The 24,226-nt window shown below is 63.9% G+C and carries 26 protein-coding genes; 13 read left to right on the top strand and 13 right to left on the bottom strand.

Going from position 1 to position 24,226, the window contains the following annotated elements; all coding sequences use genetic code 11:
• Positions 1–86: 86 nt before the first annotated feature.
• The gene (locus DU505_RS14820; RefSeq protein WP_114479764.1) at positions 87–785 is read right to left on the bottom strand and encodes an extensin-like domain-containing protein; all 699 of its coding nucleotides are present in this window, start codon (positions 783–785) and stop codon (positions 87–89) included.
• Positions 786–820: 35 nt separating this feature from the next.
• Positions 821–997, bottom strand: coding sequence for a hypothetical protein (locus tag DU505_RS22615; protein ID WP_181872838.1), 177 nt, complete (start codon positions 995–997; stop codon positions 821–823).
• A 227-nt stretch (positions 998–1,224) separates the two neighbouring features.
• Here DU505_RS22615 and DU505_RS14815 point away from each other — a divergent pair, with 227 nt between their 5' ends.
• From DU505_RS14815 to DU505_RS14800, 4 genes are all read left to right on the top strand, one after another.
• Complete coding sequence (locus DU505_RS14815) at positions 1,225–2,220, top strand: LLM class flavin-dependent oxidoreductase (RefSeq protein ID WP_114479763.1); 996 nt, start codon at positions 1,225–1,227, stop codon at positions 2,218–2,220.
• Positions 2,217–2,933, top strand: coding sequence for an AzlC family ABC transporter permease (locus DU505_RS14810; protein WP_114479762.1), 717 nt, complete (start codon positions 2,217–2,219; stop codon positions 2,931–2,933). Before DU505_RS14815 ends, DU505_RS14810 begins: the two co-directional genes overlap by 4 nt.
• Positions 2,930–3,238, top strand: coding sequence for an AzlD family protein (locus DU505_RS14805; RefSeq protein ID WP_114479761.1), 309 nt, complete (start codon positions 2,930–2,932; stop codon positions 3,236–3,238). Before DU505_RS14810 ends, DU505_RS14805 begins: the two co-directional genes overlap by 4 nt.
• Positions 3,239–3,385: 147 nt before the next feature.
• Positions 3,386–3,769, top strand: coding sequence for a hypothetical protein (locus tag DU505_RS14800; protein ID WP_245947975.1), 384 nt, complete (start codon positions 3,386–3,388; stop codon positions 3,767–3,769).
• Between the two features lie 137 nt (positions 3,770–3,906).
• Here the strand turns inward: DU505_RS14800 and DU505_RS14795 are convergent, their stop codons facing one another.
• Positions 3,907–4,314 carry a benzoate/H(+) symporter BenE family transporter gene (locus DU505_RS14795; RefSeq protein ID WP_281271462.1) on the bottom strand — a complete coding sequence of 136 codons (408 nt, stop codon included), beginning with the start codon at positions 4,312–4,314 and terminating at the stop codon, positions 3,907–3,909.
• A 29-nt stretch (positions 4,315–4,343) separates the two neighbouring features.
• Between DU505_RS14795 and DU505_RS14790 the strand changes: the two genes are divergently transcribed.
• Entirely contained in the window at positions 4,344–4,571 is a 228-nt protein-coding gene (locus DU505_RS14790; RefSeq protein WP_245947971.1) for a type 2 periplasmic-binding domain-containing protein, read from the top strand.
• A 213-nt stretch (positions 4,572–4,784) separates the two neighbouring features.
• The gene (locus tag DU505_RS14785) at positions 4,785–6,491 is read left to right on the top strand and encodes a potassium/proton antiporter (RefSeq protein ID WP_114479760.1); all 1,707 of its coding nucleotides are present in this window, start codon (positions 4,785–4,787) and stop codon (positions 6,489–6,491) included.
• Between the two features lie 100 nt (positions 6,492–6,591).
• On the opposite strand, the gene DU505_RS14780 is transcribed toward DU505_RS14785, so the two are convergent.
• Positions 6,592–7,422 (bottom strand): 3-oxoadipate:acetyl-CoA acetyltransferase, encoded by an 831-nt coding sequence (locus DU505_RS14780; protein ID WP_114479759.1) that lies wholly within the window; start codon positions 7,420–7,422, stop codon positions 6,592–6,594.
• 272 nt (positions 7,423–7,694) lie between these two features.
• Between DU505_RS14780 and DU505_RS14775 the strand changes: the two genes are divergently transcribed.
• Complete coding sequence (locus DU505_RS14775) at positions 7,695–8,189, top strand: SDR family NAD(P)-dependent oxidoreductase (RefSeq protein WP_281271461.1); 495 nt, start codon at positions 7,695–7,697, stop codon at positions 8,187–8,189.
• 25 nt (positions 8,190–8,214) lie between these two features.
• Here DU505_RS14775 and DU505_RS14770 read toward each other — a convergent pair whose 3' ends face one another.
• From DU505_RS14770 to pobA, 5 genes are all read right to left on the bottom strand, one after another.
• Positions 8,215–9,438 carry a CaiB/BaiF CoA transferase family protein gene (locus DU505_RS14770; RefSeq protein WP_114479758.1) on the bottom strand — a complete coding sequence of 408 codons (1,224 nt, stop codon included), beginning with the start codon at positions 9,436–9,438 and terminating at the stop codon, positions 8,215–8,217.
• A gap of 60 nt (positions 9,439–9,498) precedes the next feature.
• Complete coding sequence (locus tag DU505_RS14765; RefSeq protein ID WP_114479757.1) at positions 9,499–11,004, bottom strand: tripartite tricarboxylate transporter permease; 1,506 nt, start codon at positions 11,002–11,004, stop codon at positions 9,499–9,501.
• Positions 11,005–11,042: 38 nt separating this feature from the next.
• Positions 11,043–11,543, bottom strand: a complete 501-nt coding sequence (locus tag DU505_RS14760) for a tripartite tricarboxylate transporter TctB family protein (protein ID WP_114479756.1) — start codon at positions 11,541–11,543, stop codon at positions 11,043–11,045.
• Between the two features lie 76 nt (positions 11,544–11,619).
• Entirely contained in the window at positions 11,620–12,606 is a 987-nt protein-coding gene (locus DU505_RS14755; RefSeq protein ID WP_114479755.1) for a Bug family tripartite tricarboxylate transporter substrate binding protein, read from the bottom strand.
• Between the two features lie 192 nt (positions 12,607–12,798).
• The gene (pobA, locus tag DU505_RS14750; protein WP_114479754.1) at positions 12,799–13,983 is read right to left on the bottom strand and encodes a 4-hydroxybenzoate 3-monooxygenase; all 1,185 of its coding nucleotides are present in this window, start codon (positions 13,981–13,983) and stop codon (positions 12,799–12,801) included.
• Between the two features lie 147 nt (positions 13,984–14,130).
• Between pobA and DU505_RS14745 the strand changes: the two genes are divergently transcribed.
• Positions 14,131–15,069, top strand: a complete 939-nt coding sequence (locus tag DU505_RS14745; protein WP_114479753.1) for a helix-turn-helix domain-containing protein — start codon at positions 14,131–14,133, stop codon at positions 15,067–15,069.
• Positions 15,070–15,122: 53 nt separating this feature from the next.
• Here DU505_RS14745 and DU505_RS14740 read toward each other — a convergent pair whose 3' ends face one another.
• From DU505_RS14740 to DU505_RS14725, 4 genes are all read right to left on the bottom strand, one after another.
• On the bottom strand, positions 15,123–16,409 hold the full coding sequence (locus tag DU505_RS14740; RefSeq protein WP_114479752.1) for a TRAP transporter large permease: 1,287 nt from the start codon (positions 16,407–16,409) through the stop codon (positions 15,123–15,125).
• Positions 16,402–16,926, bottom strand: a complete 525-nt coding sequence (locus DU505_RS14735) for a TRAP transporter small permease (RefSeq protein WP_114479751.1) — start codon at positions 16,924–16,926, stop codon at positions 16,402–16,404. The genes DU505_RS14740 and DU505_RS14735 overlap by 8 nt, the downstream gene beginning before the upstream one ends.
• 14 nt (positions 16,927–16,940) lie before the next feature.
• The gene (locus DU505_RS14730) at positions 16,941–17,975 is read right to left on the bottom strand and encodes a TRAP transporter substrate-binding protein (protein ID WP_114479750.1); all 1,035 of its coding nucleotides are present in this window, start codon (positions 17,973–17,975) and stop codon (positions 16,941–16,943) included.
• 236 nt (positions 17,976–18,211) lie between these two features.
• Positions 18,212–18,889, bottom strand: coding sequence for a GntR family transcriptional regulator (locus tag DU505_RS14725; RefSeq protein ID WP_114479749.1), 678 nt, complete (start codon positions 18,887–18,889; stop codon positions 18,212–18,214).
• Positions 18,890–19,066: 177 nt separating this feature from the next.
• Here DU505_RS14725 and DU505_RS14720 point away from each other — a divergent pair, with 177 nt between their 5' ends.
• The 5 genes from DU505_RS14720 (at position 19,067) to DU505_RS14700 (ending at position 24,116) form a co-directional block, all read left to right on the top strand.
• Complete coding sequence (locus tag DU505_RS14720; protein WP_114479748.1) at positions 19,067–20,134, top strand: aromatic ring-hydroxylating dioxygenase subunit alpha; 1,068 nt, start codon at positions 19,067–19,069, stop codon at positions 20,132–20,134.
• Positions 20,131–21,099, top strand: a complete 969-nt coding sequence (locus DU505_RS14715) for a PDR/VanB family oxidoreductase (protein ID WP_114479747.1) — start codon at positions 20,131–20,133, stop codon at positions 21,097–21,099. Before DU505_RS14720 ends, DU505_RS14715 begins: the two co-directional genes overlap by 4 nt.
• A 35-nt stretch (positions 21,100–21,134) precedes the next feature.
• A complete protein-coding gene (locus DU505_RS14710) occupies positions 21,135–22,181 on the top strand; it encodes a TRAP transporter substrate-binding protein (RefSeq protein WP_245947968.1) in 1,047 nt (348 codons plus the stop codon).
• Between the two features lie 208 nt (positions 22,182–22,389).
• The gene (locus DU505_RS14705) at positions 22,390–23,160 is read left to right on the top strand and encodes a crotonase/enoyl-CoA hydratase family protein (RefSeq protein ID WP_114479746.1); all 771 of its coding nucleotides are present in this window, start codon (positions 22,390–22,392) and stop codon (positions 23,158–23,160) included.
• A gap of 170 nt (positions 23,161–23,330) precedes the next feature.
• Positions 23,331–24,116: a 3-hydroxyacyl-CoA dehydrogenase gene (locus tag DU505_RS14700; RefSeq protein WP_114479745.1), complete on the top strand. Its 786-nt coding sequence runs from the start codon at positions 23,331–23,333 to the stop codon at positions 24,114–24,116.
• The last annotated feature ends 110 nt before the right edge of the window (positions 24,117–24,226 follow it).

The raw sequence follows: 24,226 nt of genomic DNA, 5'->3' as shown, positions 1-24,226 counted from the left end.
CGACGAGCCGTTCAGCGCCTCCTTGGAGGATGCTACAAGTGTACGGGGGCTTGAGGCCCCGTGCGAACGGAAGCCCGAGGCCGACATCAACGACACAGCCGGTAGCCCCGCATGCCGAAGTGGAAGTGATCGGCGTGGGCAGCGTTATAGTCGGGGCCCAGGACGTTGCCGAACAGGTCACAGCCGCCGTCGCGAATCTCACGCAGGAAGTCGCCTCGCTCGTCCTCCTCGTCCCAGTGCTCCTGAAGGGAGATCCGCTGGCCGTCCGCCAGCCGGAATGCCGCCACATCCAGCGCCTCGGCCGTTGCATGCTCGCTCATGCGGCCATCCTCCCGGCCATAGACCCGTCGACAGGAATAGCTGCCGTAGTGTTCGACGTGAGCCACCCGGCTGCCGAAATGGGTCTCGGCGGCCGGCTGCAGGCGCTGCCGCTCGAAGATCACCCAGGCCAGCGCCAGTGGGCAGGCGGCGACGAAGCTGGCGTTGAAATCGACACCGCTGCCATGCACACGCACCACGTTTTCCAATGGGCAGCCCTCTGCCGGCTCGTGATCCTCCAGCGGCGTCATCCGCAGCGCGCCATCGGGCGCGGTAGCCAGTGCCGCCAGGCAGTCGTCACGGCGGTTGTCGAGTCGATGCAGCTTCCACTTGGTTACCGGGGTCAGGGGGTCGTCCACCGACAGCGGCTTCCAGGGGTGCCACTGGCCAGGGACCTGCTCCTCGAACTGCCACCAGGCAAGGGCCGCTGCCATGCCCAGCAGGACAAGGAACAACAGAAAACGCATGCCACCTCACATCACTGCAACCATCACAGCAAACATCACAACAAAAGGTTCAATAACAGGGCCACACCGCCTACCAGCAGCGCGGTGATCACGGCAACGTCGACTGCACGATCGAGCCAGCGGTCGAACCCGGCGCGACGATGCCGGGTGGGGCTTCGTCGACGGGTAGCGCCACGGCGAGATCTGCCGTGGTTCGATCCGATGAGAGACATGGCTGAAGTCCGGTTTCGCCCTTTTCCTGAGCTTAAGGCCTGGGCCGTCGCCTGACTACTGTATTGCAACAAACAGTGCGGAGTTCGGGCGGCCTGGGGCACCGTCAGACTGGCCTGCCAAGGTAACCGACACGGTTTTCGCGCATCAGGCATTGCATATTCTCGACACAACCCCGATGTTGGTGGAAATAGACAGCAGGCTAACCAATTAGCGGATGAACCCGACCATGCCCCGACTTGCCGATACTCCTCTCTCCGTGCTCGACCTGGCGCCGATTCGCCAGGGCGGCACCATTGCCGACAGCTTTCGGGAAAGCGTGAGCCTTGCACAGCTGACCGAACGGCTCGGCTTCACCCGCTACTGGCTGGCCGAGCACCATAGCCTCGACGGCATCGCCAGTGCCGCCACTGCCGTGCTGATCGGCCATATCGCCGGCGCCACCTCGCATATCCGTGTCGGCAGCGGCGGCATCATGCTGCCCAACCACCCGCCGCTGGTGGTGGCCGAGCAGTTCGGCACCCTGGCGACGCTCTATCCCGGCCGCATCGACCTGGGCCTGGGCCGCGCCCCGGGCTCCGACGCTGCCACCATGCAGGCCATGCGTCGCGACCCCCACGCCGGTGTCGAGGACTTCCCCCAGCGGCTGGCCGAGCTGCAAGGGTTTCTCGGCGAAGTCCAGCCCGGACAGCGGGTCCGAGCGGTACCGGGCCAGGGCACCCACGTGCCACTCTGGCTGCTCGGCTCCAGCGGCTACAGCGCTCAGCTGGCGGCCCGGGAAGGGCTGCCGTTCGCCTTCGCCGCCCAGTTCGCCCCGGGATACCTGCATGAGGCGCTGCACCTGTATCGGGACAATTTCCGCCCCTCCGACACACTCGACAAGCCCCACGCCATGGTCGGCCTGCCGGTGATCGCCGCCGAAAGCGATGAGCGGGCGGAGTACCTGGCCACCACCGCACAGCAGAAGTTCCTCAACCTGGTTCGCGGCGGGCGCACCCGTTCATTGCCACCGGTGGAAGCCCTCGACTGGTCCACCATGGAGCGGGCCCAGGTCCAGCAGTTCCTGGGCGCCGCGATCATCGGCGGGCCCGAAACGGTAAAGGCCGGGCTCGAGCGATTCCTCGAGCAGACCGGCGCCGACGAGCTGATGCTCAATACCGACGTCTTCGAAGCCGAGGATCGGTTGAGAAGCTATGAGATCGTCGCCGAGGCGTGGCGAGGATGAGCCAAGGCCCGAAGGGCGCGCAGCTCGACCTGGCCGGCATTCTCGTCGGTATTCGGCGCATGGCGCCGCTGTCGCTGTTCGTTGTCGTCTTCGGCCTGGCCTTCGGCGTGGCCGCCCTATCCCGCGGACTTTCCGGCCTCGAGGCGATGCTGATGAGCGCCCTGGTCTTTGCCGGCGCCTCGCAGTTCGCCGCCCTGGAGCTGTGGGGGCCGGAGATCCCGCTGCTGCCGCTGATGGCCACTACCTTCGCCATCAATGCCCGCCACCTGCTGATGGGAGCCGCCATCCAGCCCTGGCTCGCCCACCTGCCAACGGCCCAGCGCTACGGCAGCGTGGTCATCATGAGCGACTCCAACTGGGCCATGGCCGCCGCCGATTACCAGAAGGGCGAGACCAATGTGGGCATGCTGGTGGGCGGGGGCATCGCGCTGTGGGTGACCTGGCTGTTTGGCACCCTGCTCGGTGTGCTGTTCGGGAGCGGCATCGAGGAGCCGCAGCGCTTCGGCCTGGACGTGATCATGGGCTGCTTTCTGCTCGCCATGCTGGTGGGCGGCCGCCGCGACCTGTCGATGCTGCTTCCCTGGGCCGCCGCCGCCCTCGCGGCACTGGCGGCCATGGCATGGCTACCCGACCACGCCCATGTCATCATCGGGGCACTGGCAGGCGGGCTCGTGGGTCTCCTGCTGCCGGTGCGCAAGGGAGAGAAACCATGACCCTTCCCGCCTCGCTGGCCGGTGCCATTGCCGCCATCGTCATCATGGCCCTCGTCACCTACCTTACCCGCGCCGGCGGTGTCTTCATCATGTCGCGGGTACCGATCGGCCCCAGGGTGGAGCGCTTCATCAATGCCATGGCCGGCTCCGTGCTGGTGGCGGTGATCACTCCCATGGCCGTGCATGGCGACTGGGGCGCCAGGCTGGCACTGGTCGCTACCCTGGCGGTCATGCTGCTCCTGCAGAAGCCACTGCCCGCGATCACTGCCGGCATCGTTACCGCTGCCCTATGGCGGCTGCTGTAGCGCGTCTGCGTGAGACGTGCCCTGGCAGAAGCGACCGTGGTAGCGTGTCGCACCCCAGGAACGTTTACCCCGTCGTGGCCTCCAAGAGAGAGCCATTCACCTCGTCGTCCCCTTCATGGCGACGCCATGCTCTCGCTGGAGATGTCCATGACCGATCCCAACGACCCACGCCGCAACGCCGCCTGGCAAGCCGCACAGCAGTGGCGTGCCCGCGCTCGCCAGACACCGCGCGGGCCTCTCGGCGGGCTGAAGCTGATCCTGACCTGGCTACTGTTCGGCATGCTGCTGATCGTCGGCACGGTGCTCGGCCTGTTCTTCCTGCTGATCGGCTGGGCCATGCTGCCCATCATGCGCTATCGCATGAAGAAGCGCCTCGAGCAGATGCGCGCCGAGCAGGCGGACGATGTCGGCTCCGGCTTTCACTACCGGGAGACGCACTATCGCACCCGCACTGGCGGTGAGCCCCACCGCGAACAGCAGGTGCTGGAAGGCGACTACGAGGTGAAGCCGGGAGACCGGGACGACCGGTGATCCCGTCAGGTATGTGCCCGAAGTCATGGCCAGGAAGGTGATGATCGAGGCTTCCCGGTGACCTCGGAGAAAAAAGGCCCGTCCTGCGCGAGTCAGGCGGGCCAAGGAGGAAACGGGTAGCGTGGAGGGTGCCGGCGTTACGCTACCGCCTGCTTGCCCTTGGCGAACTCGAAGTCCTTGGTCTCAAAGACGAGCGAGATCATCACGCCGAGCACCAGGGCCCAGAAGGAGGAACCGATCTCCAGTATCTGGATGCCCGAGGCGGCGATCAGGAAGGCGAACAGCGCCCCCATCTCGTGCTTCCTGCCCGAGAAGGCGATGGCCAGCGACGAGGTGATGACGCGAATCAGCGCCAGGCCGGCGATGATGGCGATGAAGTAGCCCGGCGTGGCCTCGATCAGGCTGACCACATAGCCGTAGAAGGGGGCGCAGACCACGAAGATCGCCCCAGCGATCACCGCCGCCACCCACCGCTTGTCGCGCTCGCCAGCCTCCGGTGCGCGCCCTTTTCGATATGCTTCATGGTGGCTCCAGGGGGTTGTTATCGTTGGTATTGTGTTGAGTCATTCGCCAAGTGCTGGTCAGTCCTAGCCCTGATCTCCTCCCGCCACCGGAACCACGGTGCCGGTGCCGCCGGGTACAGCGGGACGGCATCGTCTACGTCTACCTCGCCGACAAGACGCTTACCTCACCGGTGATCTGCAGCCGCCGCAAGGGCGAGCTCCCCTCGCCGGCCATGCAGGACGCCAACGCCATCCTCGAGGTACTGGTGGAGAATCGCCGCAGCGGGCGCTATCCGTGAGTTATCGTGCGCGGGACGAGACGGGGCTCTGTCGGCAGGGCCGGGGCACAGAAAAGGATTTATCGAACAGGCGCTTTTCGCCGGACTCGCTGCCATCCCGGTGTTACCGTGTGCGGGTTGTGTGAGGATGTTCAGCCGCTTACCGTGTCAGCCACTGAACCCAAGGAACGCCGCTCAGGCTCAGCACAGAGTTGCCAAACGAAAGGCATCTGAATGGACTTCATCAATACCCTTTTCCTGCTCAGTGGCTCACTTCTGGCATTGAGCATCCTGGCAAGCCGACTCTCTTCGCTGTTCGGTCTCCCCCTTCTTATCATCTTCCTGGGCCTGGGCATGCTGGCAGGCGAGGAGGGCCTGCTCGGCATCAAGTTCGATAACTACTCCGTGGCGTTCCTGATCGGGCACCTTGCCCTGGCCTTGATCCTGCTTGACGGTGGCCTGCGCACCCGCCTCAAGACGTTTCGCGCTGGTTTTCGCCCGGCGCTTTCACTTGCCACGCTGGGTGTCTTCCTGACCAGCGGCATCACAGGGCTGGTCGCGATGTGGGCCTTCGACCTGACCCTGGTCCAGGGCTTGCTGGTCGGTGCCATCGTCGGCTCCACCGATGCCGCGGCGGTGTTCTCGATGCTGAGCGGTCGTGGCATCAATCTCAACGAGCGGGTTGGTGCCACCCTCGAGATCGAGTCCGGCACCAACGATCCGATGGCGATCTTCCTGACCATCATGTTCATCGAGATCCTGGTGGGCGATATCGGAAGCATCGCCGAGACGGCGCTGTTCCTGATTCAGCAGTTCGGGGTGGGTATCGCTATCGGCCTCGGGGGCGGTTGGCTGACCGGCAAGTTCCTGCGCTGGGTCGACCTGGCGCCCGGTCTCTACTCGCTGCTGGCCCTGGCAATGGGCTTCTGCATCTTCGGTGCCACCAGCGCGCTGGGCGGGAGTGGCTTCCTGGCCATCTATCTGTGCGGCCTGATGATCGGCAACCAGCCCGGGCGACATCTCAACTTCATACTTCCCGTGCATGACGGCCTGGCCTGGCTGAGCCAGATCGGGCTGTTCCTCGTGCTGGGGCTGCTGGTCACCCCGAGCGACCTGCTGGACTACACCCTTCCCGCCTTCCTGGTGGGGCTTGCCTTGATCTTCGTGGCCCGACCACTCGCCGTACTTATTTCCATCAAGCCCTTCTTCAAGTTCCGCTGGCATGAAATCGGCTTCATTTCATGGGTGGGACTGCGCGGGGCGGTTCCCATCGTATTGGCCATCTTTCCCTTGATCAGCGGTGTGGAGAATGCCTCTCTCTATTTCAACGTCGCCTTCGGCGTGGTGTTGCTGTCGCTGCTCCTGCAGGGTGGCACCATCTCACTGATGGCACGCTGGATGAAGGTGCAACTGCCCCGGGCCACGGCACCCAACCATCGCGGGCCGCTAGGCATCCTGCCGGAGAATGACTATGAAATGTTCGTATACCGGGTCGAGAACTCGAGCCTGAATGACGTGCCCATCCGACTGCTTCGCTTTCCTTCCGGTGCGCTGATTTCCGCCCTGTTCCGCGAGCATGCCATGCTGCATCCGAAAGGCAGCACCCACCTCAAGATAGGCGACGTCATCTGTGTCATCGGTCGCAATGAAGACCTGGCCTCCCTCAACAGATTGTTCAACGGCGATGCCAAGCTGAAGAAAGAGAAGGAATTCTTCGGCCCTTTCACGTTGGATGCCGATGCCCGACTTGGGGAAATTGCCAAGGCGTATGGCATCTCCGTCACCCCCGGCGAGGAAGAAATAACACTTGGCGAGTTCATTTCGATGCGGGTTGGCGGCCATCCCGTCATCGGCGATGACGTGGCGTGGCACGGCATTCATTGGGTGGTGAGTGAAGTGAAAGGTGACAAGATCATCAGGGTCGGCATGCGCTTCTACTGACGCCCTGTCGGACCGAGAACCGAAAGCCCAGCGACTTGCCACTTTGCAGCCGCGCAAGGCTGAATGGCGCAGCCCGAGCCGTGAGCACACACAACCACCGTCACCCCACTCTCAGGCCGAGAATGTCTCGCGCCTGCTGCCAGGTGGCCACGGGGCGCTCGTACTGCTCGCAAAGCGCCACGGTGCGCTCGACAAGAGCCGCATTCGAGGGAGCGAGGGTATCGCGGTCGAGGCGCACGTTGTCCTCGAGGCCGGTGCGAGTGTGGCCGCCTGCGGCGATGGACCACTCGTTCAGCAGGTACTGGTTGGGGCCGATGCCAGCACCGCACCACTGAGCGTCCGGTGCCAGGCGCTTCAGCGTTTCAATGTAGATGTTGAACGTCGCCTTGTCCGCCAGCATGGCGTTCTTCACGCCCATCACGAACTGAACATAGAGCGGCGCCCTGAGCTTGCCCTGCTGCGACAGATTCACCGCCTGGTGGATGTGCGACAGGTCGAACGCCTCGATCTCGGGCTTGATGTCGTACTTCAGCATCTCGTCGGCAAGCCATTCCACCAGCTGCGGTGGGTTCTCGTAGACCCGGTTGGGGAAGTTGTTGGAGCCCACCGAGAGGCTCGCCATGTCGGGCTTGAGCGGCAGCATGCCACCGCGCTCCTCCCCCGCCCCGGAGCGCCCGCCGGTGGAGAGCTGGGTGATCATGCCCGGGCAGTGCCTCTTCAGGCCTTCCATCAGTCTGGCGAATTTCTCCGGATCGGAGCTGGGCGTCTGGTCGTCGTTGCGCACGTGGCAGTGGGCAATGGTCGCCCCGGCCTCGAAGGCCGCCTGGGTGCTCTCGACCTGCTCCTCGATGGTGATGGGAACAGCGGGGTTGTTTTCCTTGCGCGGCAGGCTGCCGGTGATGGCAACGCAGATGATGCAGGGGTGGGACATGGATTCTCTCTTCGTACCGAAACGATACGCGGGCTCTTCGACGGACAGGGTTATCTTTACATTGTTCGCAAAGCGCACAATATTTTGTATTGCGAACAAAATGCTGTGCCACGCGCTTTAGGTCAAATCCTTCGAACCTGCCTGGTTTGCCCCTCGCTCGAAGAGGTAATGAAAACTATTTTTGGGATCAATTGGTTGCATCAGCGATGGCAAAGCAAGCGGTGCGACTAAGGTCTAATCAATGCCGCAATCTTCAATAGCGATAGGATTGCCTGGTCAACAACGTGGGGATCGTCGCGCCGGCGCTGCTCGACGAGACGCGAGTGGAGGACTTCGATCGCCTGATGCACCTCAACGTGCGCTCGGCGCTGGTGTGCACCCAAGCGCCGCTGCCGGGAATGCGCGAAAGGCGCCACGGCCGTATCGTGATCAATGCCAGCCGCGTGGTGCTCGGCAAGGAGGCTCGCAGCCTCTACAGCGCGACCAAGGGTGCGCTGCAGTCCATGGCCCGAACCTGGGCGCTGGAGCTGGCCGGCGATGGCATCACGGTCAACTGCGTCGCCCCCGGCCCCATCGCCACTACGGCCTTCTGGGAGAACAACCCGCCGGACTCCGAGCGTGCGCGGCGCATCATCGACAACATCCCGGCGCAGCGCATGGGTCGGCCCGAGGACGTGGCCCAGGCGGTGAGCTTCTTTTGCGACGCGCGCAGCGGTTTCGTCACCGGCCAGACCCTGTTCGTCTGCGGCGGCGTCAGCGTCGGCTGATTCGCGGTCAGTTGTTACATGATGCCTAGACGATGCCGCGCTGGTGCAGCTCTTCGATCTGCTCCGGCGCCTTGCCGAGCAGTCGTGACAGCACGGCTTCGGTGTCCTCGCCCAGCAAGGGCGGCGCCTTGCGATACTCGATCTGCGTTCGCGAGTACTTGATCGGGTTGGCCACGCCGGGTATCGACCCGCGCCGGGACTCAAGTTCGATCTTCATCTCCCGAGCCTTGACCTGAGGGTCGTCGAATACCTGGGCGATGTTCTGGATCGGCCCGCAGGGCACGGCGATCTCGCTGAGCAGCGTTATCCATTCGTTGCAGGTACGGGTCCGTGTAATCTCGACCATGATCGGCACCAGATCGAGGCGATGCCGGACCCGCTCGGGGGTGGTGGCAAAGCGCGGATCCTGGGCAAGCTCGGGTCGCCCCACCGCCTGGCAGAAGCGCTGGAACTGGCCATCGTTGCCGATGGCGATGATCACCTTCTCGCCGTCGGCGGTGGGGAACGGCTGGTAGGGCACCAGGTTAGGGTGGTACTCGCCGGTGCGGGTGGGCGGCGTGCCGCTGCAGAAGTAGTTCTGCTCCTGGTTGGCCAGCCAGCTCACCTGCACGTCGAGCAGAACCATGTCGATGTACTGTCCTTCGCCGGTCAGGTGGCGATGGTGCAGCGCGCCGAGGATGGCGATGGTCGCGTTCATGCCGGTGGTCAGGTCCGCCACCGCCATGCCGACCCGCTGCGGGCCGGCGCCGGGCTCGCCGTCGGCCGCGCCGGTAATGCTCATCAGGCCGCCCTGGGCCTGGATCAGGTAGTCGTAGCCAGCCATGGCGGCCATCGGCCCGGTCTGGCCGAAACCGGTAATGGAGCAGTAGATCAGCTCCGGATTGATGGCTTCCAGGGTTTCGTAGTCGAGCCCCTTGCGCGCGAGGCCGCCGATCTTGAAGTTCTCAACCAGGATATCGCTCTCGGCGGCGAGTTCACGGATCAGCGCCTGGTCCTCGGGCTTTCCCATGTCCACGGTAACCGAGTGCTTGCCGCGGTTGGCCGAAAGGTAATAGGCCGACTCGGGGGTCTTGTTGCCGTCACGATCCTCGAGCCAGGGCGGCCCCCAGTGGCGCGTGTCGTCGCCGCTCACCGGGCGTTCGATCTTGATCACTTCGGCGCCCATGTCAGCGAGTATCTGGGTGCACCAGGGGCCGGCCATCACGCGGCTCAGGTCGAGCACACGCAGGCCTGTCAGCGGTCCCGCCATGTCATCGTCTCCGCTCGCTTTGGTTCCGCTCTCATGGATTACGCCCGCCATGCATGGTGATCACAGCGTCTCCTGGGTCGTGTCGCTGCGCGCGGACTGATGGCGCGCAACGAAATAGCGGTAGAGCGCCAGCAGGATCGAACCCACTGTCAGGGCGATGAAGAACCAAGTGATCGGGCCGCGCACGAAAATCGCGAGATCGTTGTGGCCAATCAGCAGCGAGCGGCGCAGGTTGTCCTCGAACATCGGCCCGAGGATGAAGCCGATCAGAAACGGCGCCGCCGGAATCGCCGCCCGGTTGAAGATGTAGCCCAGCACGCCGAAGCCCAGCATCAGCCACACGTCGAAGGTGTCGTTGTTCACGGCATAGGCGCCGTAGACGCAGAACATCAGCACGATGGGGAAGAGGATCTCCTTGGGAATGTCGGCGATCAGCGAGAAGTATTTGATGGCGCCCGTGCCCACCACCAGCAACACCAGCGAGCTGAACATGATGCCGACGAACAGCGCGTAGATCAGCGTCAGGTTCTCCTGGAAAATGATCGGGCCCGGTGTCAGGCCGTGGACCATGAAGGCGCCGAGAATGATGGCGGTGATCACGTCGCCGGGGATGCCCAGCGACAGCAGCGGGATCAGGGTCGCCCCCGCCACGCCGTTGTTGCCCGCCTCGGAGGCAGCCACACCTTCCACCTCGCCCTTGCCGAAGTTGTCGCGGTTGGGCGAGCGGCGGCGGGCGTCGCTGTAGGAGATAAAGGCAGCAGCGGTCGCCCCGGTACCGGGAATGGCGCCGATGATCACGCCGATCAGGCTGCCGCGGATGATGCTCTTCATGCAGCGCTTGAGCTCGACGAGGGTCATGCCCACCCCGCTGGCCTTGGCCTTGAGGTGGGGCAGCGCCTTCTTGCGATAGAACTCGATGATCTCGGGAATCGCGAACAGCCCGATCAGCAGCGGGATGAACGAGATCGAGTCCATCAGGTTGTAGTTGCCGAAGGTCAACCGCTGGGAGCCGTAGACCTCGTCCAGCCCCACCAGCGACAGCAGAATGCCCATCAGCGCGGCGAGCAGGCCCTTGATCATCGAGCCGCTGGCCAGCGAGATGATGATGGTCAGAGAGAAACAGATCAGCCAGAAGAATTCCGGGGCACCGAAGTTCAGCGCGATCTTGGCCAGGTAGGCGGCAAAGAAGATCAGTGCGATATTGGAGATGAAGTCCGCTATCACCGACGAATAGAGCGCCGTCTTGAGCGCCTTCTTGGCATGCCCCTGCTGGGCCATGGGGTAGCCGTCGAGCAGGGTGCAGGACGACGCCGGAGAGCCCGGCGTGCGGATCAGGATGGCGGTGATGGAGCCGCCGTACATGCCACCCTTGTAGATCCCCACCAGCAGCAGGATGGCCGCCACCGGCTGCATGGTGAAGGTGAACGGCAGCGCCAGGGCTACCGCCATGGTAGCGGTCAGGCCCGGAATCGAGCCCACCACGACGCCGATGACGACGCCCAGCGCAATGGCGATGAAGTTGTCCAGGCTGAGGAAGAGATGCAGGACTTCCGACAACATTTCCATAGGTCACCGAGGGCGGGGGTGAGAGCGAGCGCCTGCCATCAGAACGGCATCAGCGGCAGCGGCACGTTCATGACCTTCACGAAGAGGAAGGTGACGGCAGCGGGAAACACGAACGCCAGGCCATAGACCCACCAGGTCCTGACCGGATGCGCGGCAAACAGGATCAGCGTGGCCAAGATGCCGCTGATCACCGCACCCATCGCCTCGAACAGGCCCACATAGACGATCAGGGCCACCGCCATCATGGCGAAGCGCAGCCGAGGCCCCTTCTCGATGCGCCTACCGTCCTCCTCGCCGGTATTGTCGACCAGCAGCCCCTGCACGATCAGCAGGCAGGAGAAGCCGAGCATCAGCCCGCCCACGATGCGTGGCAGCCAGCGCGGCGACATCATCGGGCTCTGCATGATCGGCGGCTCGCTGATGTAGTTGGGTATCAGAAAGAACAGCAGAAAGACGGAAGCGGCCAGCAGCACGCATCCCGAAAGAACGTCTCCGGGGTCACGAAGTGCCAGGACACGCTTGGGCAACGAGGTCGACATGACACCCTCCAGGAACGGGCAGGTGAGGCGAGGACGCTGCCCTCGCCTCAACGATCGATGGAGCCGGCCCTCTCGCTTACTGGCTGATACCCGCCTGCTCGGCCACTTCCTGCCAGCGCTCGAGCTCCTGCGCGATGAACTGCTTGAACTCCTCGCCGGCCACCTGCCCCGGCTCGGCGCCCAGCTGATCGGCAAAGTTCACGAACTCCTCACGCTGCATCACGGCACCGAGCGCCTCGCGCATGGTGGCCTGCGCCTCCTCGGAGAAGGACTCGTGGGCAATCAGGCCGAACCAGGCGGTGGTCACGAACTGGTCGAGGTTGTAATCGCCAACTTCCGTCAGGGTTGGGACGTCCGGCAGGTGCTCGGAGCGCTCGGCGGAGGTCACCGCCAGCGCCTTGAGGTCACCGGAACGGATATGCGACAGCACGGTCGGCATGTTCTCGAAGGAGACGTCGACGTCACCGCCCAGCAGTGCGGGCAGCGCCGCGCCGCTGCCGGCAAACGGCACGGCGGTCATGTTGGTCTCGGTCAGCGTCTTGAACAGCTCGCCCGACATGTGGATGGAGCTGCCCACGCCGCTGTGGCTGAAGGTCATGTTCTGCTCGCGCGCCGCTTCGACGAACGCCTCGACGCTGTCATAGGGGCTGTCGGCCGGCACCACCATTACGTTGGGAATATCGATCAGGTTCTGCAGGAAGACGAAGTCCTCGATCGGGTCGTAGGTCAAGTCGGGGTAAATGGCCGCGCCGATGGTGTGGCCAGGCGACGCCATCAGGATGGTATGGCCGGCCTCGCGACCGCCACGCGCCAGGCGACCGGTGGCCACGGTGGAGCCCGCACCGGGACGGTTCTCGACCACCACGTTGGCGCCCAGCTCGTCCTGCAGCAGGTCGGCGACGCGGCGCGACAGCACGTCGGTAGTACCACCCGGCGCATAGGGAACGACGAGACGGACATCATCGGTCGGCCACTCGTTGGCGTGGGCCGTCGAGACAGACACTGCGAAAGCCAGGCCGCCGCCGCATACCGCCAGGCATGCCTTCTTGAATAAGCTTGTCATCACGCCACCTTCCTATCGTTGATTAGCATTGTTCGCTAGGCGTACACTTATTCGTCAGGCAATCGAGGTTACTGCGTTACGACTTTGATCCAAAACCCGACCTTAGTCTTATCCGGTACGCCTCCGCGTCCATGAAAAAACCCGGGCCAATCGCTTGGGCCCGGGTCAAGGAGGAAATGCTGGAGGGGGTCGTTATTCGAGGGCTTCGTAAGGCAGGCCCACGTAGTTCTCGGCGATGGTTTTCAGGCCGGCCTCGGATGAAGTGAGGTAGTCGAGCTCGGCCTGCTGCATGCGGGTTTCGAAGCCCTCCTCCTCGGAGAACTTGTGCAGCAGCGAGGTCATCCACCAGGAGAAGCGCTCGGCCTTCCAGATACGCTTCAGGCAGGTCACGGAGTAGCGCGGAAGCAGGTCGGTGCGGCCTTCCTGGTAGACCTTGACCAGCAGACGATAGAGCGTATTGACGTCGCTGGCGGCGAGATTGAGCCCCTTGGCCCCGGTGGGTGGCACGATATGTGCGGCGTCGCCCACCAGGAACAGCTTGCCGTACTGCATGGGCTCGACCACGAAGCTGCGCAGCGGCGCGATGCTTTTCTCGATGGAAGGTCCGGTGACCAGCTGGGCCGCGACCTCCTCGGGCAGGCGGCGCTTGAGCTCTTCCCAGAAGCGCTCGTCGGACCAGTTCTCGACCTTCTCGTCGAGGGGCACCTGCACGTAGTAGCGACTGCGAGTCTCGGAACGCATGCTGCACAGCGCGAAACCACGCTCGTGGCGGGCATAGATCAGCTCATCGGACACTGGTGGTGTGTCGGAGAGGACCCCCAGCCAGCCGAATGGGTAGACCTTCTCGAATTCCTTGATGCGATCCTTGGGAATCGACTGGCGCGAGATGCCATGAAAGCCATCGCAGCCGGCCACGTAGTCGCAGTCGAGCCGCACCGTTTCACCGTTCTTCTCGAAGGTGATGTAGGGCGCTTCGCTTTCGAGGTCATGGGGCTGGACGTTGTCGGCCTCGTAGATCGTCGTGCCGCCGGCGGCCTCGCGAGCCTCCATCAGGTCGCGGGTCACCTCGGTCTGGCCGTAGACCATGACCGTCTTGCCATCGGTCAGCCCGGCCAGGTCGATGCGCACCCGGCGATTGTCGAAGGCCAGCTCGACACCGTCGTGGGGCAGCCCCTCTTCATCCATGCGCGCATCGACGCCTGCTTCACGCAGCAGGTCGACCATGCCCTGCTCCAGCACGCCGGCACGGATGCGGCTGAGCACATAGTCGCCACTCTTGCGCTCGAGAATGACGTTGTCGATGCCTTGGCGGCTCAGCAGTTGGCCGAGCAGCAGCCCGGAGGGACCGGCACCGACGATGGCTACCTGGGTCTTCATGAATAAGCCTCTTGTTGTCAGGGGCATGACACATGAGTTGTATTTTTCAATGAATTCGACCGGCAAATAAGGCATGATCGACACCAATACTTGGACTTTTTACGCATCCGGTGTCGACTTTGGTCGAGCCTGACCCAGGAGGCGCCCATGTCACGCTCAGCGCAGGCTTCCGTCCCCGTTTTCAAGCTCTATGGCGAGACCCACCCCTGGCCAACGCCGGACCTGCTGCACTGCGAGTCGATTCCCGAACGCAGCCGGCTGCACGACTGGTACATACGCCCCCACCGGCATGCCGACCTGGTGCACGTGCTGCATGTCGCCAGCGGGCAGGTCGAGCTGGAACTGGAGGGCTCCCAGCACGCCCTCCAAGGCCCGCTGGTGATCGTGGTACCGGCCATGACGATTCATGGATTTCGCTTCTCTCAGGATATCGAGGGGCACATCGTCACCCTGGCCCAGCCGTTGGCCGAGCAACTTGGCCAACGGCTCGAGGAGCAGGCCAAGGTGCTCAAACACCCTGACTACCACCTGCTGGGGCAAGCGCAGAAGGCGCGGCGCCTGGCCACCCTGGTGTCGCAGATCGATGCCGAGTATCGCCAGCCGGCGCCGGGGCGCGATCGCATGCTGGATGCCCTGATCCAGGCCCTGGCAGTGGAGCTCGCCCGGCTGGCCGAACCGCACGGCCTGGCCGGCAGCGCCCCCGGGCTACGTCAGCGCGACCGTGGGCATGAGCATCTGGCGAGCTTCCAGGCGCTCATCGAGGCGCAATACCGCCAACAACCCAGCGTCGAACGCTTTGCCGAACAGCTCGGCATGAGCAGCGCCCACCTCAACGCCCTGTGCCGCCGCCTGGCAGACCGCAGCGCGCTGCAACTGCTCCACGAACGCCTGCTGCTGGAGGCCAAGCGCCAGCTCACCTACACAAATATGACCATCAGCCAAGTCGCCGACAGCCTCGGCTTCTCCGAACCGGCCTATTTCACTCGCTTCTTCAAGCGCAACACCGGCCTTTCGCCGCGGGATTTCCGGCTACGCCAGCACGCAACCGATGTCCCGAAAAGGGACGCCCCCGATCAGGCAAGCTGACCGGGGGCGCAGCCCTGCCGAAGCAGGGCACTCACATGGGCAAAGGCCTCCTGCTACAGCATCCATAGCGACAGCACGGGGAAGGCGATCAGCAGTGCCAGGCGCAGCAGGTCCGCCACGATGAACGGCGCCACACCGCGGTAGATCTCGCCCAGCCCCACGTGGGGCGCCATCGCCTTTATGACGAAGACATTCATCCCCACCGGTGGCGTCACCAGCCCCAACTCCACGGTCAGCACGGTGAGGATGCCGAACCACACCGGATCAATACCCAGCATCGTGATGATCGGGAACACCACCGGCACCGTTATCACCAGCATGGCGATGGAATCCATGAACATGCCGAGCACGAAGTAGAGCAGCAGGATCAGCAGCAGGACCACCATGGTCGGCACGTCCAGGCCACCGAGGAAGGTACTGATGGTGAAGGAGATCCGCGACACCGAGATGAAGTATCCCAGCGTCTCGGCCCCCACCAGCATGAAGAATACCACCGCCGAGAGCGCCAGGGTCTCCCGCACGCTTTGCCACAATCCAGCCAGCCGCATGCCCTTGTAGAAGGCATAGAGCAGGGTGGCGAAGGCGCCCACGCTGGCCCCCTCGGTGGGTGTGAAGAAGCCTTGGTAGATGCCCGCAATGATGATCACGAACACGGTGAAGAAGGGCAGCAGTCCGGCCAGCGAACGGAACTTCTCAGCGAAGCTGGTGGCTTCGCCGGGCACCGCCAAATGGGGCCAGATTCGCATCACCACGCTCACCGTCAGAGCATAGAACACCAGGCCTATCAGGCCGGGAATGATGCCCGCGGCGAACATGTCGCCCACCGACTGTTCGGTGATAATGGCGTAGATCAACAGTGCGATGCTGGGCGGGATCATGATGCCCAGAGTGCCACCCGCCGCCAGCGTGCCGGTGGCCAGCGAGCGCGCATAGCCGTGCTTCTCCATTTCCGGCAGCGCCACGCGTGTCATCGTACTGGCGGTGGCCAGTGACGAACCGGAGATCGCCGAGAACACCCCGCAGGAGCCTACCGTGGCGATCGCCATGCCACCCTTCCAGCCACCGCAGATGGTGCGCGTCGAGTTGAACAGCATACCGGCCATGCCCGAGTGGGCGGCCAGCACCCCCATCAGGATGAACATCGGTATCGCACTGAAGCTGTAGCTCGAGAGCACATCCACCGGCACCGACTTGACCATGGCGAGCGCGGCATCCAGGGAGATCACCTGGGCAAAGCCCAGCACGCCGACGATCAGCATCGACAGCGCCACCGGCACACGCAGCACCAGCAATACCAGCAGGCCGACCAGGCCAATGCCACCGATCATTTCGCTACTCATGATGGACACCCCCGCCAGCGGTGGCGAAGAAGGCTCCCAGGAGCGCATGCACCAGGCTACGCAGCGCCAGCAGCGCGCACAGCACGGCACCGAACTGGTAGATGGGCGCCATGGGAATCCTCAGGTCCTGAGTCACCTGGCCGCGCTGGGAGGCAATGCCCGCCTCCTGCCACAGGCCGACGGCCATCACCGTACCCAGCACCACGAAACCGATCAGAAAGATGCCCCCCAGGCGCTCCTTGAGCGTTGGCGAAAGGCCATGCGAAAAGGCCTCCACCACCACCTGGCTACGCTCCACGCTGGCGGCCATGGCGGCAAGCAACGAGAACATCAGCAGGTAGCGCACCAGCTCGACGCTGCCGATCACGCTCCAGTTCAGCGCTCCACCTGAGAGGCGAAACACCAGGCGCAGCAATACATCGAGAATGGTCACGCTCATCAGCGCCAGCAGCGCTAGACCTGCCACCAACAGGCACAGGCGAGCCAATTGGCGGCTGACGAACAACAAGGCTTGCATCAGCAGCTCCTGGGTCAGCTCTGTTCGACCGGGCAGGCGTCGCGTGCCGCCATGGCGGCTTCGTACACGTCACGAGCGTTGTCCAGACCACGAGCCTCGAGTTCGCTGAGGTAGTTTTCGATACCCGCCTCGAGTGGGCCTGCCCACTCGTCGTGTTCCAGCGGATTGTCGATAACGCGAATGGTGTGCCCGGCCTCCTCGGCTTCCTGCTTGCCCGCCTCATCCAGGCCGTCGAACACCCGTCCGGCCACTTCGCTCCACTGCATGCCCATGTTGGCCTCGATGGCCGCCTGCTGCTCGTCGCTCAAGCGGTCGAAGCTGCGCTGGTTCATGGTGGCGACGAAGATCAGCGAGTAGAACGGCACCTGGGTGTGGTAGTTGGCCAGCTCGTTCAAGCGGAAGACCTTCATGCCCTCCCAAGGAAAGCTCAGGCCATCGATCACGCCGCGCTGCAAAGAGGTATAGATGTCCGGCGCCGGCATGCCGACCGGCTGGGCGCCGAGCTGTTCGAGCATCTCGCCGGCCACGGCGGTGGGGCGACGGATGCGCATGCCCGAGAGATCAGAGGGTGACTGAATGTCATTGTCCACGGTGTGCAGGTAGCCCGGCCCGGTGGTGAACATGAACAGCACCTTGGTGTCGTCATATTCATCGGCGATATGGCCATCGTCATAGAGGGTCTGCAGGATGCACGCACCCTGACTGGCGGTATCGGCTACGCCCGGCAGCTCGACGATCTGCGACAGCGGAAAGCGCCCGGCGGTGTACCCCTGGGCAGTGATGGCGATGTCGGAAATGCCGCTAACCGCCCCCTGGTAGGCTTGGTCGGCACGGGTCAGGGTCTGCGAGGGGTAGTTCTCGACCTGCAGCTCACCGCCGGCGGCTTCTTGTACCGTGTCGGCCCAGGCTTGGAAGATCTCCTGATTGATACCTGAGCCATCCGGCCAGAAGTGGGACATGCGCAGGGTGTTTGAAGCCTGGGCGGCGGACGCCGCAGTGAAACCAGCGATGGAAGCGGCCAGCAGGCATTGCGTCAGGATACGGTTCATGGGGGTGCCTCCAAGGATCGTTATAATGATCAGCGCATTTTGTTCGCCATCCGAATATACGTTCGGATCTATGGGTAAGCTACCCCACCAATACGCATTCCGATAATCGACATTAGTCTAGGATGCTTGGATTTTTCACTACTCAACTAGTTGATTCAAACCACAATGTTTGCCTCAACAAGGATTATTGCCGACCTTTTCTTGGACTTTTCCTGCACCACCTCGACGGGAAGAGTTTACCCACCCAGGCCCAACAGCTCCCCATAGCGCAAACCAATGAAGGCGTGCTCGCGCATCAGCATCTCGGCCCGGGCGCCCTCGCCATGGCGGAGCGCCTGTACCACCAGCTCGTGCTGTACCTGGGCCAGCTGCAGCTTGCGGTACTCGCGGTCCAGCGCCTCGCTATCGATGACGATGGAGTCGGCGGCGGCAAAGGGCAGGTGGTTGTTGCGGGCGATGGCGTCGCCGATCACCGGGCTGCCGGACGAACCGACGATGGTCTGATGGAAATGGCGGTTGAGCTCGCTCCAGACATCGACGTCGCGCTCCTCGAGATACCCCTTGGCCAGCAGCTCCCGCCCCCTTTGGATCCAAACCTCCAGTTCGCCATCAAGCTCTCGCGAGATTCCCTGCTCGGCCAGGCGCCGGGCTGCCAGTCCCTCCAGCACCCCGCGAACCTCCACGGCACAGAGCACATCGGCCTCGGTAAATTCCCGCACCATGAAGCCCCGCTTCCCCGCCCGCTGTAGCAGCCCTTCCTGCTCCAGGGTACGGAAGGCCAGGCGTACCGGGGTCCGCGAGACGCCCAGTTGTTCCGACACCGCCACCTCACCGAGGCGCTCACCCGGCCGATAGGTTCCCTCACCGATCAGCTTGCGCAGCCGGCTCACAACACTCTTGTCGCTGTTAGTCACTCGATCTCCTTGATGCTTTTACACATTTTCGACACCTCACGACTGGATCCAACTAAAGCATAAGTTGACCAATTATACCTCCTGCAGCTCTACTTTGGATCCAAACATAATTTTTTGACCGAGACAGAGCGCTGCTGCACGCAATGAACAAGCGCAGACGCAGCCAAGGAGAGAACCATGCCGCATCAGGCCCCCTTCCCCAAAAACACCTGGTACGTCGCCTGCACCCCGGACGAGCTGGCAGACAAACCGCTGGGGCGCACCATCTGCAACGAACCGATCGTCTTCTTCCGCGGCGACGAGGGCCGCGTGGCTGCGGTGGAGGACTTCTGTCCCCACCGCGGTGCCCCGCTGTCGCTGGGCTTCGTGCGCGACGGCAAGCTGGTCTGCGGTTACCACGGCCTGGAGATGGGCTGTAACGGCAAGTGCGCCAGCATGCCCGGCCAACGGGTGCGCGGCTTCCCCAGCATTCGCGCCTACCCGGTGGAGGAGCGCCATGGCTTCGTGTGGCTCTGGCCGGGCGATCCGGAGAAGGCCGACCCGAGCCTGATCCCCGAACTGCACTGGGCCGACAATCCCGACTGGGCCTACGGCGGCGGGCTCTATCATGTCCGCTGCGAATATCGCCTGATGATAGACAACCTCATGGACCTGACCCATGAGACCTACGTGCACGCCTCCAGCATCGGCCAGCCGGAGATCGAGGAAGCCCCTCCCGAGACCACCGTAAACGGCGACGAAGTGATCACCAGCCGGCACATGGAAAACATCCCGGCCCCGCCCTTCTGGCAGGCCGCTCTTCGCGGCTGCGGCCTGGCCGACGACGTGCCGGTGGACCGCTGGCAGATCTGCCGTTTCACGCCGCCGAGCCATGTGCACATCGAAGTGGGCGTGGCCCATGCCGGGAACGACGGCTACGACGCCCCTGCCGAGGTCAAGGCCGCTAGCATCGTGGTCGATTTCATCACCCCCGAAACCGACACCTCGATCTGGTACTTCTGGGGCATGGCGCGCAACTTCAAGCCGGAGGACGCCGAACTCACCGCAAAGATCCGCGAAGGCCAGGGCAAGATCTTCTCCGAGGATCTGGAGATGCTCGAGGCCCAGCAGCGCAATCTGCTGCGCTACCCGGAGCGCCAGCTACTCAAGCTCAACATCGACGGCGGCGGCGTCCAGGCACGGCGTATCATCGACCGGCTCCTCACCGAAGAACAGGAAGCCATCCGAGAGGGGGCCACGGCATGAGCGGCACGCCCCTCTCGCTGTTCGTCGAGGTCAAGGCGCGTCACGATGAAGCGCAAGATATCGTCACCTTCGAGCTGGCCGATCCCCACGGTCGGCCGCTACCGGCATTCAGCGCCGGGGCGCATATCGACGTGAGGGTGAAGGACGGGGTCATCCGTCAGTACTCGCTGTGCAACCACCCCGAGGAGCGTGACCGCTACCTGATCGGGGTGCTGCGCGACCCCACCTCCCGGGGCGGCTCGGTGTACATGCACGAGGAGATCAAGGTGGGCGATCTGGTTCAGGTCAGCGCGCCCAAGAACCACTTCCCGCTCAAGCCGGCCGGCCGCACCCTGCTACTGGCCGGCGGCATCGGTATCACACCGCTGCTGTGCATGGCCGAACGCCTGGCCCACACCGACGCCGACTTCGCGCTGCACTACTGCACCCGCTCCGCCGAACGCACCGCCTTTCGCCAGCGCATCGCTGACTCCGGCTTCGCCGAGCGGGTGCACTTCCACTTCGACGACGGCGCAGCGGAACAGAAGCTGGACCTGGAAGCCCTGCTGGCCACAGCGGACCCAGACGCCCGGGTCTACGTATGCGGCCCGACCGGCTTCATCGAAGCGGTGCTGTCGACCGCCAAGGCCAGCGGCTGGCCCAGCGAGCGGCTGCACAGCGAGTATTTTGCCGGCGCCGTGGCCGATACCAGCGACGACGGCAGCTTCGAGGTCAAGATCGCCAGCAGTGGAGCCCGCTTCACCGTGCCGGCCGACAAGACGGTGTACCAGGTGCTGGCCGAGAACGGCATCGAGATCATGGTTTCCTGCGAGCAAGGAGTTTGCGGCACCTGCCTGACCCGCGTACTGGAGGGCGAGCCCGATCACCGCGACCTCTACCTCGACGACGACGAGCATGCCGCCAACGACCAGTTCACGCCCTGCTGCTCTCGGGCCAAGAGCAAGGTCCTGGTGCTGGATCTGTAAGCGCAACACCCCATAACGACAAGAGGAATATCCCCATGACACCCAGCAAGACCGTGAACCCCATCACCTCCAGCAACACCTTGAAAAGCACCCTGACCGGCGCCTTGGCCGCCGTCCTGCTGGCCACGCCGGCCCTGGCCGAGGCCACCACCCTGCGCATCGCCCACGTCTGGCCCGGCGGTTCGCTGATCGACCGCGAGCTGTTCCAGGCCTGGGCGGAGAGCGTCGAGGAAGCCTCCGATGGGCGACTCCAGGTACAGATCTTCCCCGGCGCCACCCTGACCGGGGCCGACAGTGCCTACCAGGGCGTGGTCAACGGCATCGCCGATATCGGCGCCACCGCACAGGGCTACAACGCCGGGCGCTTCCCACTGACCCAGGTGGTCGAGCTGCCCGGTGTCTCGGCCAGCAGCCGCCAGGGCTCCTGCATCCTGCAGTCGCTCTACGATCAGGGGCACTTCGAGGAGGAGTACTCCGATACCCGGCCGCTGTTCATGTTCACCACCGGCCCCGGCTACCTGCACACCAAGGAGCGCCTGATCGAGACGCCGGCGGATCTTGAAGGCCTGCGCCTGCGTCGCCCCACGCCGGTGGTCGGCGACATGTTCACCCGGCTCGGCGCCCAGGCCGTGGGGATGCCGGCACCGGAGGTCTTCACCTCCATGCAGCGCGGCGTGGTCGATGGGCTGAGCTTCAACTGGGAGGGCATGAAGACCTTCCGCCTCAACGAGCTGGCCAGCTATCACACCGAAGTACCGCTCTACGACCTGTCGCTGTTTGCCACCATGAACCAGCGCACTTACGACAGCCTGCCCGATGACCTGCAGCAAGTGATCGACGATCACAGCGGCATGGAGTGGTCGCTGCGCGCGGCAGAGGTCTACGACGAACTGATCCGCCAGGGCCGCCAGGATGCCGAGGAGGCCGGCCACGAATTCCTGGTCATCGAGGACGCCCTCGACCATACCGACTGGGGCCCCGTGCTGCAGGAAACCATCGACCGCTACCTGGAGGAGATCGGCGAGGAAGGCAGGACGGTCTACGAGGCAGCGACTGCTCTGCAGGCCGAATGTCCCGACTGATCATTCTCTCCTTCCTTCCGTACGGCAGCCTTTGGGCTGCCGTTTTCGTTTCTCGTCCGAACGCACCCACAGCCGATACAAGACTAAAGTCGTGGGCCAGTAAGAATGACCCGGCAGGAGAACTGTTGTAGCCTCTATATTGTTTATGTTTACAACAGTATTTTCTCGCAACAAGCGCTCAGCCTGACGAACCACTGCCGAGGCCCACATGACCGAAACTCTCGTCAAGACGACTCTGGACGACAGCATCTACACCATCACGCTGGCACGACCGGAGAAGCGCAATGCCGTCAGTGATCGCCTGCTCAGCGCTCTGGAAGAGGCACTCGTTGCCACACCGGAAGACACTCGGGTCATTATTCTTGCTGCCGAAGGCAAGCATTTCTGTTCCGGCTTGGACCTGGCCGAACACCAGCATCGCGAGCCCTTCGGCGTGGTGCAGCATTCTCGCGGCTGGCACCGGATCTTCGATCGCCTGCAGAACGGCGGCATCCCGGTGGTCAGCGCCATGCAGGGAGCCGTGATCGGCGGCGGCCTGGAAATGGCCACCGCCACCCACGTGCGGGTGGCCGAATCCAGCACCCTCTACCAGTTGCCGGAAGGGCGCCACGGCATTTTCGTCGGCGGCGGCGCCTCGGTGCGGGTAGCCAATATCATCGGCCCCGGCCGCATGTGCGAAATGATGCTCACCGGCCGCGTCATGGATGCCGACGAGGGGCATCGTTTGGGCCTCTCCCACTATGTGGTCGGTGAAGGGGAGAGCCTCGACAAGGCCCGCCAGTTGGCCTCCCGCATTGCCGAGAATGCGCCCATGGCCAACTGGGCCATGGTGTCCGCCATCTCGCGTATCGACAACATGTCCAGCGACGACGGTCTGTTCGTCGAGTCACTCACCGCCGCCCTGACCCAGACCAGCCCCGAGGTTGCCGAGCGCATCGGGGATTTCTTCAAGAGCAAGGGCCAGGGCCCGCGCACCTGAGGAAAGGCTGATTTATTGCTGCGCTCGATAGCTTGGCCGCCGGCGGTGCTCACAATCCTCATTGAGCACCCAGTCAACTCCGGTTGCTGCGCGCTGGCGGCAGCCAACCTCTCATCGCTCGCGACATAAATCAGCGCTTTCCTAAAAACTCAGAGCTTCGGAGAATAGCCATGAAGTTTCAGGACAATACGTTCATCGTTTCCGGTGGGGCCTCAGGGCTTGGCGAAGCCACCGCGCGTGCCCTGCACGAGGCGGGCGGCAATGTCGTGATCGCCGATCTCAATGCCGAGCGCGGCGAGGCGCTGGTAGCCGAGCTGAACGCCAGGAGCGCCACCGACCGTGCCCTCTTCCAGCGTACCGACGTGACCAGCGAAACCGATGCCCAGGCCGTGGTTGACCTGGCCGTTGGGACCTTCGGCAGCCTGCAGGGGCTGATCAACTGCGCCGGGGTCGGCGACCCCGCCAAAGTGGTCGATCGCCACGGCGAGCCCCTGCCCCTGGAAGCCTTCTCGCGCATCGTCAATATCAACCTGCTGGGCAGCTTCAACATGCTGCGCCTGGCCGCTGCAGCCATGGCCAAGGGCGAGCCTCAGGCCGACGGCGAGCGCGGGGTGATCATCAACACCGCCTCGGTGGCCGCCTTCGACGGCCAGATCGGCCAGCCCGCCTATGCGGCCTCCAAGGGAGGCATCGTCGCCATGACCCTGCCCATCGCCCGGGAGCTGGCCCGCCACGGCATTCGCGTCATGACCATCGCCCCGGGGCTGTTCAAGACCCCGCTGATGGATGCCCTGCCTGAGGAAGCCCAGCAGTCGCTGGCGGCGTCCATCCCTTTCCCCAACCGTTTGGGCGACCCGAACGAATTCGCACGCCTGGCCTGTCACATCGTCGACAACGCCATGCTCAACGGCGAGACGATTCGCCTGGATGGTTCAATACGCATGGCCCCACGGTAAGGAAACCTGATTTATTGCTGCGCTCGATATCCTGGCCGCTAGCGGTGCTCGCAATCCTCATTGAGCAGCCAGTCAACTCCGGATGCTGCGCTCCGGCAGCGGCCAGCCTC

It is taken from the genome of Billgrantia montanilacus, from assembly GCF_003336675.1.
Lineage (GTDB): Bacteria > Pseudomonadota > Gammaproteobacteria > Pseudomonadales > Halomonadaceae > Halomonas > Halomonas montanilacus.
The sequence above is the reverse complement of the archived record's forward strand: the minus strand, read 5'-3'. Positions and strand labels throughout refer to the sequence as shown.

What these genes read in the sequence shown, in the direction of transcription:
- DU505_RS14820 (WP_114479764.1), bottom strand. Translation starts at nt 785, where the DNA reads ATGCGTTTTCTGTTGTTCCTTGTCCTGCTGGGCATGGCAGCGGCCCTT.
- DU505_RS22615 (WP_181872838.1), bottom strand. Translation starts at nt 997, where the DNA reads ATGTCTCTCATCGGATCGAACCACGGCAGATCTCGCCGTGGCGCTACC.
- DU505_RS14815 (WP_114479763.1), top strand. Translation starts at nt 1,225, where the DNA reads ATGCCCCGACTTGCCGATACTCCTCTCTCCGTGCTCGACCTGGCGCCG.
- DU505_RS14810 (WP_114479762.1), top strand. Translation starts at nt 2,217, where the DNA reads ATGAGCCAAGGCCCGAAGGGCGCGCAGCTCGACCTGGCCGGCATTCTC.
- DU505_RS14805 (WP_114479761.1), top strand. Translation starts at nt 2,930, where the DNA reads ATGACCCTTCCCGCCTCGCTGGCCGGTGCCATTGCCGCCATCGTCATC.
- DU505_RS14800 (WP_245947975.1), top strand. Translation starts at nt 3,386, where the DNA reads ATGACCGATCCCAACGACCCACGCCGCAACGCCGCCTGGCAAGCCGCA.
- DU505_RS14785 (WP_114479760.1), top strand. Translation starts at nt 4,785, where the DNA reads ATGGACTTCATCAATACCCTTTTCCTGCTCAGTGGCTCACTTCTGGCA.
- DU505_RS14780 (WP_114479759.1), bottom strand. Translation starts at nt 7,422, where the DNA reads ATGTCCCACCCCTGCATCATCTGCGTTGCCATCACCGGCAGCCTGCCG.
- DU505_RS14770 (WP_114479758.1), bottom strand. Translation starts at nt 9,438, where the DNA reads ATGGCGGGACCGCTGACAGGCCTGCGTGTGCTCGACCTGAGCCGCGTG.
- DU505_RS14765 (WP_114479757.1), bottom strand. Translation starts at nt 11,004, where the DNA reads ATGGAAATGTTGTCGGAAGTCCTGCATCTCTTCCTCAGCCTGGACAAC.
- DU505_RS14760 (WP_114479756.1), bottom strand. Translation starts at nt 11,543, where the DNA reads ATGTCGACCTCGTTGCCCAAGCGTGTCCTGGCACTTCGTGACCCCGGA.
- DU505_RS14755 (WP_114479755.1), bottom strand. Translation starts at nt 12,606, where the DNA reads ATGACAAGCTTATTCAAGAAGGCATGCCTGGCGGTATGCGGCGGCGGC.
- pobA (WP_114479754.1), bottom strand. Translation starts at nt 13,983, where the DNA reads ATGAAGACCCAGGTAGCCATCGTCGGTGCCGGTCCCTCCGGGCTGCTG.
- DU505_RS14745 (WP_114479753.1), top strand. Translation starts at nt 14,131, where the DNA reads ATGTCACGCTCAGCGCAGGCTTCCGTCCCCGTTTTCAAGCTCTATGGC.
- DU505_RS14740 (WP_114479752.1), bottom strand. Translation starts at nt 16,409, where the DNA reads ATGAGTAGCGAAATGATCGGTGGCATTGGCCTGGTCGGCCTGCTGGTA.
- DU505_RS14735 (WP_114479751.1), bottom strand. Translation starts at nt 16,926, where the DNA reads ATGCAAGCCTTGTTGTTCGTCAGCCGCCAATTGGCTCGCCTGTGCCTG.
- DU505_RS14730 (WP_114479750.1), bottom strand. Translation starts at nt 17,975, where the DNA reads ATGAACCGTATCCTGACGCAATGCCTGCTGGCCGCTTCCATCGCTGGT.
- DU505_RS14720 (WP_114479748.1), top strand. Translation starts at nt 19,067, where the DNA reads ATGCCGCATCAGGCCCCCTTCCCCAAAAACACCTGGTACGTCGCCTGC.
- DU505_RS14715 (WP_114479747.1), top strand. Translation starts at nt 20,131, where the DNA reads ATGAGCGGCACGCCCCTCTCGCTGTTCGTCGAGGTCAAGGCGCGTCAC.
- DU505_RS14710 (WP_245947968.1), top strand. Translation starts at nt 21,135, where the DNA reads ATGACACCCAGCAAGACCGTGAACCCCATCACCTCCAGCAACACCTTG.
- DU505_RS14705 (WP_114479746.1), top strand. Translation starts at nt 22,390, where the DNA reads ATGACCGAAACTCTCGTCAAGACGACTCTGGACGACAGCATCTACACC.
- DU505_RS14700 (WP_114479745.1), top strand. Translation starts at nt 23,331, where the DNA reads ATGAAGTTTCAGGACAATACGTTCATCGTTTCCGGTGGGGCCTCAGGG.